Consider the following 13,091-nt stretch of genomic DNA (forward strand, 5'->3'; position numbering starts at 1 on the left):
AGCGGGCGCGAGCGACGTTCTCACATGCCGGGCAACGCTTTGGATGGTCCTGAAGGTACGTCTGCATAAAGTCGATGAACGACTGGGTTCCATGACGGTGCGTCCGCATTGTCTGTTGGGTACGACGGCCCCGCTATTAGTTTACACCTCCATTTTGTCCGTCTGCTCAGCGAAGAATAGCGGACCGACGTTGTTGAACGCCTTCAGTAGTATTCAGGGTCACATTCACACCCATCGTGGGAGTAATAGAACGTTCTCGGGTTCTCAATCCGGAACAGAACTTCAATTGTAGAGGTTCTGTTGAAACCCTCTGTTGCTAATCGTTTGTTGAGGCCGTGCTGAAGACAGGGTGCGAGTCTCCCACGGACCGCACAAATCTCAAGAGAGACATTTTCCACCGTCGGGATCACTTGCCACCCCGCCCGTCCGATTGTGGGAGAGTACGTGTGGTCGTCCTCCCAAATTTCATATGTACATAGCTTCCGGAACGTCCGTGAAACAACGTTCTTTCTTGAAAATAATCGGGAGCTCAATCAAGCCGATCGACAACGCAGATTTCGCTGACGAAAAGTACTGCCGAGAACCTCATCATCGGGACTGTTCGTCACACCGGTTACGTCACTTATTAGCTTCCCAGACGTAGCTAGCAGTATGGCTCGTAAAATCAAGTTCAGTGACGTTTCGACTCTGCTTGATGAAATTGAGTATCCCATCAGACGGACGACAGCAGCGGAAGAACTCTCCGATGTTCGGTTGATACTGGCCGACGGTGAGACAAATCTAGGCAAGTTGGTTTCTAAGACCTCCCGTGACTCGTTCGAATCGGCTGCCGATATTACATCCGAACTCCACAACGTGCTTCCACGGGAGGCGGTCGGGGAACCATATCAATCTGAGGGAGATGCGTAACGACTCAGATTCCGAGATCATAGGACGACAGATCTGCCCAAGTCCAGCGACTACCGGCCCTTTTGCATCCATCTCGTGACGGTCCAAGGAAAGATGTCACATCAGACAGCGGAAAATCAACGAGTCAAGTACTTACGACCGCTGTGCTGAACCCTTCCTCGATATTCAGCACGCCACAGCTGTCCACATCGGAGGAGTTCAACAGAGCAGTATGGACGTCTCTTGATGAATCCCTGTGCAGGAGTGCAGACATTGTGTCGTCCTGTGAGTACGGACGATAGGGTAAACCGTCCCCCTGGCGTAGATCACGCGGTAGTCGTATGGCCGAATCGGTGACAGTGTTCGTCGATGCAGTCTGTGTCAGCCAGACGGATGTGGATCACCCGATTGAACGGACCTCAGGTCGACCCGCCTTCAGCTCGCTGTGTCCGGTACGCCAGACCATTAATCATGACTGAACACACAAAGAAAACGATAGAAACGCGAACGATCGACGGCATCGAAGCACTGGTCAACGTAGATTCGGGAGAAATTTTTATCGATCTCCCCGCGTCGAATCCACGGTATATCCGTGTTCAGGAGGGAGGTCGTATCCAAGAAGGCGACGTCGGTACTCAGTCAACTGCTGAGATGGCTGGGCCGCTACTCACGCACTGGGTCATCGAATCGATCACCGAAGAGACCGTACTAGGGAGGGATACCGAGACCAACGAGACACGGGAATGGGATCGCGAACAGCTGATTCAGCGCCTTGGGACCGGTGAATTCAGCGCAGAGCTTGCGACGTTCGACCGGGTAAGCGTCACCGAACTCGAAGAGTGGCGCGGGAGGAACACTTCCGAAGGTGCTGAAGAGGTAAAGCCGTACGTCGTTGTCATTGCGTACGGCAACAACGGGGGGAAGTTCACACAACTGTACGCGGCAACCGAAGCCGGTAACTGGGATTCGTTAGAAGTAGTGCAGCAGGATTCACACGTCCAGGCGTTCAGCGACGAACTACGGACACGCTTCGACGACGCCGTCCGAGAGGCGCTCGAGGTCGAACAACGGTATCACTAGATTCGCCATTGGTGCAATCAGTTTCTCACAGACTACCTACCACTCGACGCACCAGGTCGTCTTTCGATCAACTCCCTCCACCCCCCCCCCCCTCTGTGGAGGAATGGAGTCCGTCAGCCGCCGAGCCACCACCCGTAGAGGTGTTCTTGCGCCTCAGCGTCGGATTGCTTCTTCGATTGGCCGTACGTCTTCCCCTTGAGGAGCTGGCGTTCGACAGCGTTTGCGGCAAGTCGGAGGGCGTGAGAGGCACCATATCCTTCCCCATCGGCCGTGAAGTAGCCACGGTCGGTGACCAGCCGAATCCGTGCCAGTACGAGTGGCACGCCCCTCGATTGTTCCTTGTGCTCCTGGAGTTCGATACTGGCCTTGATCACGCTCATCTCGCCGTACTTCGCGGTCACGTCCTCGATCAGCGCGGCGACATCGTCGTAGTCCATCCCCTCCAGCAGCTCGAGGCCGAACACCTGCACGGCGTTCCGGTCGTCGCGCTCCCAGGTGAGCGCCTCGATGACGTCCGTCTTCGTGATGATACCGACCGGCTCACCGGTCCCCTCGGCCGTGACGACGAGCGAGGAGATCTCCCGCTCGAACATCGTCTCGGCCACCTCGTCGAGCGGAGCGCTCCGCTCGATGGTGAAGACCGCGTCGGACATCAGGTTCCGTACCGGTAGATCGAGCATTCGGTCGGAATCGCCCTCGCGCGCCCCGAACCCGCCACGGTTCTGTCCGCCACCGCCGCGGCCACCGGAGCCACCCGACGACCCGCCCTGGCTCTTGCTGCCGCCCCGCGTCGTGAACTCGATGACGTCGTACAAGCTCAGCATGCCCGCGAGGTCGTCCCCGTCGACGACCGGGAGATGGGCGATACCGGCTTCTCGGAGCATATTGAGCGCTTTCCCGATCGTGGTTTCGGGCGTCGCACTGACCAACTCCGCCGTGTACGCGTCGTCGACGGTCGCCGCGTCAAGAAACGGACGGACGGCCTCGAGGACCGCATCGCCGGTCACCACCCCGATAACCCGGTCGTCGGCGTCGAGTACGGGGAGCGTTTTGGCGTCGCTCCCAATCATGAGCCGCGCGACCTCACGGACGTCCTCGGTGCGGTCGACCGTCGGGACGTTCTGGACCTGTGAGCCGACCTTCGCAGACGGCTGGTTGGACGAAGACGCCAGCTGTCGGCGACTCACGATGCCGCGGTATTCGTCGCCGTCGGTTACGATGACGGCATCGAGCTCCTGATTCTCGAACGCCCCGGCGACTTTCGAGAGAGGAGCTCCGATGTCGAACTCGGTGAACTTCGGTGAGAGTATCTCGGAGATATCCATGGGTAACTCTCTAGTGTGAGGGGTGCAGGACGGTTATGCCTGTCCCAGCCCTGATATTTGAGGGAGGGACGTGCGGAGTGGTGTTTGAGAGAGGGATCTAACTGTATCGGCCATATGCATCGAGAGAGCCAGTCTCAACTATAGGCGCGGCTGCAAGATGAGACTACGGCCCGTATAGAGAGGACGTGATGCGTGATTTCGAGCGAATCGTGGAACACGATTAGGCTTGATCCCGGCTCTGATAGGCAACTACGCTGAACTTCTCAGTAACTGCCCCTCCTCCATCGCTGGCACGACAGCACCGCCGCTGATCGACGGACGATCACTAGCCTCCAGAAGAATTCTATCCGATTCCAGTCTGCTCTTCAGCAAGGGAAGTTGGATCGTCCGGTCGTGAGGCCCTACTGCTGCTGTTTGTAGAGTTCGATCAACAGCCGCGCGAGTGCTCCTAGGAGGCCAGATTGGTAGGTGAGACCCGCACTCGCCAGTTGCATCACTGCCACCTTCGGATTCTCTTCATAGAACGAGAGGCCGGCCTCAATTACAAGTGCGGCGATGCTCCAGAGCTTCGACGGCGACGAATCGAACGCATCGGTATAGCTCACGGAAACATTCTCTCAGGTATACAGAAGGGGCTTCTGTTCGTAGACTGCGTCTTCGGGGGCTCACCCTCGCTCGAAAAAGGTGGCCTCTACGCTGAGATCTACGCTAGTCGCCACTTTTCCACTGTGAGTCGCGCAGGATCAAGGGCTCGATCGAGAGCGTTCGTTTCGCTACCGTGACGATTCGCAGGACGTACAACGTGAACAGGAGGAACGGCAGGAGCGTGAACGCAAACGCGGTACCGATGACTACGGTCATGTGGCTGATCCCGTACGTAGCCCCCGGGAGTGTGGCCCCGTCGACGACCGTAAGCATCACGCCAGCGACGACCAGTGCTGGGATCGCCGCGTAGAGGATCATCTGTGAGAGGCCCACCAGCTCCCACTCGAAGTAGAGTGTCTTGATGCGTTCACGGGCCGGTCCGAATAGCGACAGTGCCGTCTTGAGGTCGTTGAGGAGGTCGTTTTCGGGTGGTCCTCCTTGTGCTCGTGCAAGAGGCGCTCGACTTGGTAGATCTTCCAACTGTAGTTGTAGTTGAGCGCCGCGGACAACACGTCGAACGTCCCGAACTCGGCGCCGTCGAGTTAGTCTTGGACTGTCTCGGAGTTTTCGATGACGCTGTCGGTGAACTGCTTGGTCTCCCACTGAAGTTGGTCGCTGTCGATCTCTCTGAGTCTGTCCCGAACTGCCTCGGATCGCTGTTGGGCAGTATCGACGAGATACCGGAGGAAGCACCATTCCGCGCAGGTGGAGAAACTGCTTGCGACACGACCTGAGATAGAGCGCTGCCGGGGACCGAAGGGGTTTCACGAATGGGGGCGGCGAGAAACGCTCTGGACGAACCATTCCGACCAGCCGCTAATCGAACTCCGCGAGTGTTTGTACTGTCCCGTTCGGTTAGTGACGAACCCTCGAGGGCGGTCAGGACACAGTACATTCTGCCTCTACGGTCAAGAGCCTGGGCTCGACTGGGACGACGTGTATTTCCAAGCCAGCCCTCCCCAGTGCGGTCACTATCTCTACGATGAGGATGTGATCGAAGATTACTGCCCCAAGTGCGGTGCGACGATGGAAGCTCCCGAGACTACTCTCCGCGACCACACAAGCTAGATTCCTCCGTAAACGGAGAATCAGGCACTTGTCTGAAATCAATCGGAAGTGAAATATAACTCTGATTGACCGATTTTATCGGGCGTCTGGAACCTCTATACGGAGGTCCATATCCTCACCAGTCGCGAGATCGACATAGTCACCGAGACCGATAGATTCTATCTTAGCACAACCGTTCTTACAACGGACACGACGTTTGTCGTCCGCAGTCATCCACTGCATTTCCCCCGTTCTCGGCCGGTAGATTTGACGACCAGCGAATGTGGAGGTCGATGTTCCAACGACTAACGCTTGGAATCGCTCCATCATTAGCGACGCTACCAGTCCGTTCGTCGTGACCACGCTCGGATCACGCAGTTCGTCACTACCATCTCCAGAAGCAGGTTCGTCGTTTGTCACGTACAGTCCACCGTTGTCGGCACGGTCTTTCGGATGCTTACGGTCGTGGACGGCACCAGCGCTTCGGTCTCCCTCCTTCCACGTATTAAGACAGTGGAGACACGCTAGCTCTGGGCCAGCTGTCGCGACCGCCGATCGCGCTGATGAACTCAGTTCGTCAGCGTCCTCGTCGACGGCAAGGTACGTCCCACCTGTAACAACTGGGATGAGGTGAGCGTACGCGATGCGGTCGACGACCTTCCGCACCCAATGCGGGTCTGCCGCGTTCAGAATGACATCACAGTCCAACACATCTCCAAGGGCTGCATAATTGTCGTTAGCGGACTCAACGATGCTGCCTTGGATGGCGCGGGCTTCGAATCCTGACGCGGTCGCCGCTTCCTCTGCGAGATCCCGAGCAACTTCGGCCTTCAATGCGTGTTCGCGAGCGTCTTCTCGCGTGGCCCCGTAGGCGCGGTTCAGGTTCGCTTCTTTCAGATGGTCGAAGTCAACGAATACAGCGCCGCCAACGCCGAGACGAGCGACCTGCTCGGCAAGCAGCGATCCGACGCCTCCGCATCCAATGATGGCCGCACGGATGCCGCTGAGACGCTTTTGACCACGATCTCCCCAGAGTTCGACTGTACTGTCTTGAGCGACGGTACCCTCAGCCAGTCCCGGACCCTCCGGCCCCTCCGCAGAGAATGCGGTCGCGAGCTTCTTGAGGTAGGGCCCGTCCCGGAATTGCTGGCTTGGTGCCATTCCGAGGACGCGCACGGCGGTCGCTTCAGTTCGGGTTGGGGGACCCTCCTCGTTGTACTCGTAGGCGCCGAAACTCCACTCCGGCTCGTCGGTCTCTCGACGCGGACGAGACGCGATGATGCCGGCAGCATACGGTCGCTCCTTCCCTAAACGGCCAGCGTCGGACTGGAGCCGCTTTGGGTCAGCGTCTAGGTCCGGTCGCGATGGGTACGCGCTCCAGCCCGGGTGGGAGTGTAAATACGCAATACCACGTCGCGGGTCGTGCTCGATGCTGTCTTTCGCCCGCGCTCGGTATGCTGGACTGAACTTCAGGCCTCCACCAAGGTAGACGTCGTCGGAGTTGCCCGGAGGCACGATGTTCTCAATAATATATGTGACACGGGAGGTGCCGGAACTGCGCGTGATGTGGGCGATTACTCCCTGCTCATGGTCCTCGGGTTGGTGCTCTGATCCGGGCGGTGAGTGAGGGCTGTGATCTGGTCGTAGATGTCCGTACAGCGCATCTTTCACGTCCTTAGTCATCGCAACTTGGAACTCGTCGGCGTCGCTGACTGGGTAGATGTCAGGGAGCGCTCCTTCGCGACCAGTCATGTGCCACCTCGCGAGTCGCCAAGGCGGAGGAGATGTTCGACGAGCCCGTGAGCGTTTGCAAGGTCTCGTGCGGAGTCAGGCTGCCGGTTCATATTCGACCACCGCCAACTGAACGCGATAGCGGAGTCTTCGTCTGCGACTTCTATCGCCATCTTGACCTTGTCGCCGTGGTTCCCGTCTGGATCAGTGAAGGTATTCCGGGCCGGGATCTGACCTGGTTGATTACCGTCGATGGTGACTGCCGGCACCATCATCACCCAATGAGGGTCACTGTTGGCGAATTGCTGGTCCGCGAGGATATAGAGTTCAGCGGTTGGATTATCCCATCGCTCATTGTATTCCTGGAGGTCGTACTGGCCAAGCCAGATGAGCGCTTCGTTGCCATTCGTGTCGACGACGGTGGCCTGATCGCGCTCACGGTTGAGTGCGTACATAGCACCCTGAAAGGTGCTGTCCAGTGTCTCGTCAGGGACGGTCTCCGGCGGCGTCGGACGCGATTCAAAGTTACCCCCGTGCCCGTCGCCGTCAGCTACCTCCCGATGGTCATCGCCGGTGACCATTCTACGAGTTCCCGTCAGTACGGGGTTCGGCCTCGAACCGTTCGATGCCGCGACCGCCCAGCGGCACTTCGTCGTCGCCGCTGTACGTGTTCTCGGTCCCCTTCTCTACTAGGACGTCGTTGGTGTCTTCACCGAAGCGATTGAGGATGTCCTCAGCCGTGGGAGACTCCTCGTCAAAGAACTCCACGGGAGCAGTGCCAACCTTCACACCGTATCGGTCGCGAGCGTCCGCGGCACGGTCCTCGACGTTCTCGACCATGTCATCAAGGCCCTCGGCTCGTGTGATGACCTCACGGTCGGCCCCGGCGAGGTTCAGCGTTTCTTGCAGGCTCTGAACGTCGTCCTGCGCAGTCTGGACATCGGCTTCGAAGTCGTCGGGTAAGTTGCCGTTGGCGGTATCAGCGTGTTCGACGACGTCCTCCAGAACTTCGACGTCTTCCTCGACGGTTTCGAGAAGTTCGAGGGCGTCGACCGGCACATCGTCTTCGAGACCCTCGATGATGTCTTGAGCCGTCTGGATGGTGTCTGCGAGGGATGCGTGTGCGTTGCTGTGCTCCTCTGCGGAATCGGCGGGTGAGTTTCGTTCACTCATGTTTGCGTGTCGTCGCGCTTGACCCGGCGACGTCGGGCCGACCGACTGGTTACACTCGCCGCTGTGAACGGGCTTGTGAACGGGTCGTGACGGCGTCGTCACTCGGTACCCGTCAGGGTCCGTGTTCAGCGGGCGAACATACCAAGAGGTCACTGCCGGATACTCCGGCTCTCTCGTCGGTCTTGGTGGGTTCCCGCCGTCCCCCTGCCGCAGAATTGCGGTGGTCGGGGGATGCCTACGTAGCGGTGGGTAACCAGCCCGAGAAAGTATAATCGACCCCCACTGAAAAGGGTTTTGCTGAGTGGAACTATATTCGGCTGGGTTTCGTGTTGGGCATATATGAAACGTGGGGTGGGAGTTTTCGAAGTGGCAATTTCCACTTTCACTCCGCTAGGAATAGCTTTTTAAATAGGCTTGGCGTTCCTTCAGAGTTGTCAGCCGCGATTCGAAAACCGGCGCCTTAGCTGCTGAACGTTGCGGTTTGGTGGGTAGCAATAGAGCCCCCACCGCTACGTAGGCAAACATCCATTAGGCATCGGTGTTAATAAGGTTGTCGTATACTCCTCCGCAGTCTTGCGATTCCCACTCGAAAACAACGGGGTTTGCTTACTTAAAATGCTTTTCAGCGTAAGTGAAACCCAACCACTGCTTCAGTCCGGAGGTTTTGAATATCCAAAGGAGAGTGACCGAGTCGGAGTTCAGGTTGACGAGACAGCGATATCTGCGATTCGAACTATTGCGGATCTGCTTAAGCAGGATTCGAGATCGAGAACTCCAGCTCAGGCTAGCTTCGGGTTGAATTATTTAGGAGATCAGTGAAATCAGAACACTTCCATCTTGTTCCTCGTCTACAATCGACCCAGCCATACCCGGGGGATTCTTGATGGTACAATAACGGATAGTGAGTAACAAATGAGTCAGGCCACACTGGGGGTGCGCCCTATCGTAACTCCGACCTCTTCTCAGGATACTATCTTGACGAGCGTATTGATGATCTTGACGGCTGGGACTGTGACGACGAAGCACGAGAAGCGTTTGAGGAACTCCAGCAACTCTGGGAGTTAGAAGGCGAACTCGTCGCGTCCTACAAAGAAGACGAACTGATAGACTCGTGGATTGATGAAGTGCTGGGCGTTCTTGGATTCAGTACGCTATCAGAAACAACACTCCCCGACAGTGAGGGGTACAACGACCGATTGTTGTTTGACTCGGCTGAGACACGCCGTGACGCCAGTATTCGCAAACGAGACGGGGATACTGAGGCGATGTACGGACTGGCCTCAGCTGTACTGGAGGCGAAGCAGTGGGACGTTGACTTCACCAAACGCTTCGCGGAGACACGCTCGTATCGTGATGCCTCTCACCAGATCAAGTACTATCTCGAACATACCCCCGAACGGCTCCAATGGGGCGTTCTGACCGACGGGAAGAAGTGGCGTCTCTACGGGACGAAGGACTACGCCACCGAAACCTACTACGAAATCGATCTGCCCGAACTTCTAGAGTCCGGCGACCTGGAAGCGTTCAAGTACTTCTTCTGCTTCTTCCGTCCAGATGCGTTCCGCGAAGTCTCTGGAACCTCGTTCCTCGAAACCGTCTGGAACGAATCGGAGACCGCAGCGCAGGAACTCGGCGAGGACCTCCAAGACAACGTCTTCACAGCACTCCGTATCCTCGGTGAAGGGTTCATCGAGACGAACGACCTCGATATCGACCCTGACGACGAAGCGGCTCGTGATAAGCTGAAAGAACAGTCACTCGTGTTGCTCTACCGACTGATGTTCGTGCTGTACGCCGAGTCACGGCATCTCATCAGTCCGGACGATCCCAGTCGAGCGGTCGAGTTTAATGAGAACTTCAGCCTTGACGAGCTCCGACAGGATATTCACGAGGACATCAGCTCGGGTGAGTCATTCGACGACTACAGTGAGTATTCCACGTCGATGTGGGGCCGACTCCAAGACCTCTTCCGGCTGATCGACGCCGGTGAGGAGTCGCTGGGTATTCCCCCATACAATGGAGGGCTGTTCGACAGCGATACCCACCAGTTCCTCGCGAACAACGAGGTCGCCGACCGATACATCGCGGAAGTCGTCTACCGGCTCGGAACGACCCGTGCAGAGGACGGAAGTGGATACGTGCTGGCTGACTACGCTGACCTAGATACGCGGCACCTCGGAACGATCTACGAGGGGCTGCTCGAACACGAGTTCCGGATCGCTCCCGAGCAGTACGCGGCGGTATCCGAGGACAGCGGGCAAGTGTGGAAGCCTGCGACGGAAGTGAGCGTCGCCGACGCGGTGGAGACGGTCGACCGTGGTGAACTGTACGTCGTCAACGACGAAGGCGAGCGGAAGGCCACAGGTGCGTACTACACGCCCGACTACGTCGTTGCCTACATCGTCGAGGAGACGATCGACCCGCTGATTGAGGAGATAAAGGCCGACATCGCCGAAGAGGAAGGGCTCGAACCGGGCGACAAGGGATACATCGCGCCGTTCTTAGAGCAGGTTCGTGATCTGACCGTGTTGGACCCCGCGATGGGGTCGGGGCACTTCCTCACGAAGGCGACTGGCTACCTCACCGAACAGGTGATGGAAGTCATTCGTGAGCAGGAGATCCAGGGATACGACGAGCAGGATATTCGGCGGATTCTGGCACGAGAGTGTATCTACGGCGTCGACGTTAATGGGATGGCCGTCGAGTTGGCGAAGCTCTCGATGTGGCTCGAAACACTCGCGACCGACCAGCCGCTCGCGTTCCTCGACCATCACCTCAAGACCGGGAACTCGTTGGTGGGGTCAGACATTACCGAGGTGCTCTCGGATGACACCGCCGAGGAGGGTGGGCAGTTGACACTGATGCAGGCGCTCGCGCGGGTGCGCCGGGATACGCTTGAGCACGTGATGGAGTTGATGTCGGAGTTACTCGCCATCGACAACGAGACGCTCGCGGATATCAAGTCGATGGAGGAGACGTACGACGAGATCCGCTCGGACCCGCTGTACGGACGGCTCTTCGAGATGGCGAACGTGCACACGGCCGAACGGTTCGGGGTGGACGTACCTGACGGCGTTTACGAGGAGATGGCCGGCGCGATCGAGGACGAGGCGGAGTGGGGCGAGGTTCAGGATCAGGACTGGTTCCGGTCGGCGCAGGCGACGGCCGAGGAGGAGGACTTCTTCCACTGGGAACTGGAGTATCCCGAGGTGTTCTTCGGGCCGGACGGGGAGATGCGCGAGAGTGGTGGGTTTGATGCGCTAGTTGGGAATCCGCCGTATATCCGTATACAATCTCTTCGTGACCACACCCCCGAGCAGGCTTCATACTTCACAGGCGAGTACAAGGCAGCAACTGGCAACTTCGATATATGTGAACTTTACTGAGAAGGGCCAACAGCTCCTCTCCGTTGGTGGGAAACTGGGATTTATTGAACCACACAAATTCTTCCAAAGTGACTTTGGAAAAGGGCTCAGAAAATACATCTCAGAGAGAAAGTCTCTGTATAAGGTTGTCTCATTTAAGCATGAGCAGGTGTTTGAGGGTGCTTCGGTATACACCTGCCTGCTGTTCCTGAGTAAGGACGGGGAAGAGGAATTTGGCTATGCAGAAGTTTCCCCAATGAGTTTAATGAGAGGAGAAGAGCCGTCACTTAGAGAGATAGAAACCGACTATGGCTCTGACCCGTGGATATTCCGCGATGCCGAAACGGAAGCTGTTCTTGAGAAGATCAATGAAGCTGGGCCAACTTTGGAAAGAGTGACAGAAAGAATATATCAGGGACTGGTTACAAGTGGTGACTCAATCTATCTCTTGGAGAAAATTGAGGATCCTGATGGAGATCTAGTTACAGTTAGGAGCCAAGAAGACGGAAAAGAATGGACAGTAGAGTCAGAACTCCTGAAGCCACTACTGAAGGGTCAGGATGTCCATCGATATGACCCACTTGTCCCAGAGTATCTTGTCATCTTTCCCTATCACCTTCATCAGGACGGCAATAAATCGAGACAGAGTTTATTGAAGAAGATACGCTCTCAGAGTCATACCCCCATCTGTACAAGTATTTGAAAGAGCATGAGGAAAAGATCCGAGCTCGAGAGAGTGGCAAGATGGATCGAGAAGGTTGGTACGACTACGTCTATCCGAAGAATCTTACAGAGTTTGAGGAGGAGAAGATCGTTACGCCAGAGATCAGCTATGGAACCAACTTCACTTACGATTCCGACGGATTATACCATAAAACTAAGGTCTATGGTGTAAAAGCAGATAATGAGTGGGTTAGTGGGGAATACCTACTCCCAATTCTAAATACTAACATTCTCTGGTATTTCCTCAAGAATACTGGCTACGCGCTTCGTGGAGGGTATTTTACCTTAAGACAGACTATCTGAACCCATTCTCAATACCGCTGCCACCGGAATCTCCCGAATGGGAGTTTAAAGAGACCAAATTTGAGTCTAACTACGAGACCTACCTCACAGGATCATCTATTAGAGAATGCTTCGAGTGGGATCAGCCGTCTGAACATGCTGGCGAGGTGTTACCCCTACTAGGTGGGAAGATGATAGACCTCCACAGAAAACAGAAAGAGATGAACCTGTCGTTACTCGATCACATTGGAAACTACGGAGATGGTGAGAGTCTCGGGAACATCGGCTTCACCCAACCACCAGAGAATGCCGCAGAGTCCATCCTCCAAGAGACTACCGAACAGAAGCCCAACCTTCGCGTCGGCTGCACCGAAGTCAAACGCGAGTCGGATACCACTGTCGAGATACAGTTGACCGCACGCTACAAACCTGACGACGAAGACGCCTATGAGACGGACCAGTGGGGCTACACGGAGACTGACGCTCTACCTGCACTCCGCATCACCGACCTCACCGAGACGGAGGCGGACCTGATCGAGGCGTTCGTCCCCGTTGCCGTCGACGAGGCGGGTGGCTTCGCCGGTTTCCGAGAGACCGCCACGAAGACGAACTCGCTGGTAGACCGACTGCGCAAGCTGACTCTGCCTGCCGTCGACGACGTACGCGATGGGCTGGAGAGCTACATCGAGACGAGAGAACGTGCCGAGGAGTTGGAGGAGCAGATCGAACGTACTGACGAGTTAATCGACGAGATCGTCTACGAGTTGTACGGGCTGACAAACGAGGAGATCGAGATCGTGGAAGACGCAGTTGAACAGTAGTTAGCGAAGGG

At 56.6% G+C, this 13,091-nt stretch carries 8 protein-coding genes and 3 pseudogenes; 5 read left to right on the forward strand and 6 right to left on the reverse strand.

The window, feature by feature from the left end; all coding sequences use genetic code 11:
- The first annotated feature begins 651 nt into the window (after positions 1–651).
- Both AC6RUA_RS19430 and AC6RUA_RS19435 read left to right on the forward strand, forming a co-directional pair.
- Positions 652–909, forward strand: a complete 258-nt coding sequence (locus tag AC6RUA_RS19430; protein WP_499816249.1) for a DUF5789 family protein — start codon at positions 652–654, stop codon at positions 907–909.
- 450 nt (positions 910–1,359) lie between these two features.
- On the forward strand, positions 1,360–1,968 hold the full coding sequence (locus tag AC6RUA_RS19435) for a hypothetical protein (RefSeq protein ID WP_499816250.1): 609 nt from the start codon (positions 1,360–1,362) through the stop codon (positions 1,966–1,968).
- A 113-nt stretch (positions 1,969–2,081) separates the two neighbouring features.
- On the opposite strand, the gene AC6RUA_RS19440 is transcribed toward AC6RUA_RS19435, so the two are convergent.
- The 6 genes and pseudogenes from AC6RUA_RS19440 to AC6RUA_RS19465 form a co-directional block, all read right to left on the reverse strand.
- Positions 2,082–3,293, reverse strand: a complete 1,212-nt coding sequence (locus AC6RUA_RS19440; protein ID WP_499816163.1) for a CBS domain-containing protein — start codon at positions 3,291–3,293, stop codon at positions 2,082–2,084.
- A 401-nt stretch (positions 3,294–3,694) separates the two neighbouring features.
- The gene (locus AC6RUA_RS19445) at positions 3,695–3,898 is read right to left on the reverse strand and encodes a hypothetical protein (protein ID WP_499816164.1); all 204 of its coding nucleotides are present in this window, start codon (positions 3,896–3,898) and stop codon (positions 3,695–3,697) included.
- Between the two features lie 103 nt (positions 3,899–4,001).
- Positions 4,002–4,627: pseudogene (locus tag AC6RUA_RS19450) on the reverse strand (DUF7972 family membrane protein); the annotation flags it as partial.
- Positions 4,628–5,081: 454 nt separating this feature from the next.
- Positions 5,082–6,737: a ThiF family adenylyltransferase gene (locus tag AC6RUA_RS19455; protein ID WP_499816165.1), complete on the reverse strand. Its 1,656-nt coding sequence runs from the start codon at positions 6,735–6,737 to the stop codon at positions 5,082–5,084.
- On the reverse strand, positions 6,734–7,297 hold the full coding sequence (locus AC6RUA_RS19460; RefSeq protein WP_499816166.1) for a hypothetical protein: 564 nt from the start codon (positions 7,295–7,297) through the stop codon (positions 6,734–6,736). The genes AC6RUA_RS19455 and AC6RUA_RS19460 overlap by 4 nt, the downstream gene beginning before the upstream one ends.
- 1 nt (position 7,298) lies before the next feature.
- Entirely contained in the window at positions 7,299–7,889 is a 591-nt protein-coding gene (locus AC6RUA_RS19465; RefSeq protein WP_499816167.1) for a hypothetical protein, read from the reverse strand.
- Between the two features lie 1,943 nt (positions 7,890–9,832).
- On the opposite strand from AC6RUA_RS19465, the pseudogene AC6RUA_RS19470 reads away from it, so the two are divergent.
- The 3 genes and pseudogenes from AC6RUA_RS19470 to AC6RUA_RS19480 form a co-directional block, all read left to right on the forward strand.
- Positions 9,833–11,957 (forward strand): annotated as a pseudogene (locus tag AC6RUA_RS19470) (Eco57I restriction-modification methylase domain-containing protein).
- Positions 11,958–11,998: 41 nt separating this feature from the next.
- Positions 11,999–12,280: a TaqI-like C-terminal specificity domain-containing protein gene (locus tag AC6RUA_RS19475; protein ID WP_499816168.1), complete on the forward strand. Its 282-nt coding sequence runs from the start codon at positions 11,999–12,001 to the stop codon at positions 12,278–12,280.
- Positions 12,281–12,471: 191 nt separating this feature from the next.
- Positions 12,472–13,080, forward strand: a pseudogene (locus tag AC6RUA_RS19480) (restriction endonuclease); the annotation flags it as partial.
- Positions 13,081–13,091: the final 11 nt, after the last annotated feature.

The organism is Halorarum sp. SLYT50, assembly GCF_059821265.1.

Excerpts from the sequence above, each read along its gene's own strand:
- AC6RUA_RS19430 (WP_499816249.1), top strand. The coding sequence starts at position 652 with ATGGCTCGTAAAATCAAGTTCAGTGACGTTTCGACTCTGCTTGATGAA.
- AC6RUA_RS19435 (WP_499816250.1), top strand. The coding sequence starts at position 1,360 with ATGACTGAACACACAAAGAAAACGATAGAAACGCGAACGATCGACGGC.
- AC6RUA_RS19440 (WP_499816163.1), bottom strand. The coding sequence starts at position 3,293 with ATGGATATCTCCGAGATACTCTCACCGAAGTTCACCGAGTTCGACATC.
- AC6RUA_RS19455 (WP_499816165.1), bottom strand. The coding sequence starts at position 6,737 with ATGACTGGTCGCGAAGGAGCGCTCCCTGACATCTACCCAGTCAGCGAC.
- AC6RUA_RS19460 (WP_499816166.1), bottom strand. The coding sequence starts at position 7,297 with ATGGTCACCGGCGATGACCATCGGGAGGTAGCTGACGGCGACGGGCAC.
- AC6RUA_RS19465 (WP_499816167.1), bottom strand. The coding sequence starts at position 7,889 with ATGAGTGAACGAAACTCACCCGCCGATTCCGCAGAGGAGCACAGCAAC.
- AC6RUA_RS19475 (WP_499816168.1), top strand. The coding sequence starts at position 11,999 with ATGGATCGAGAAGGTTGGTACGACTACGTCTATCCGAAGAATCTTACA.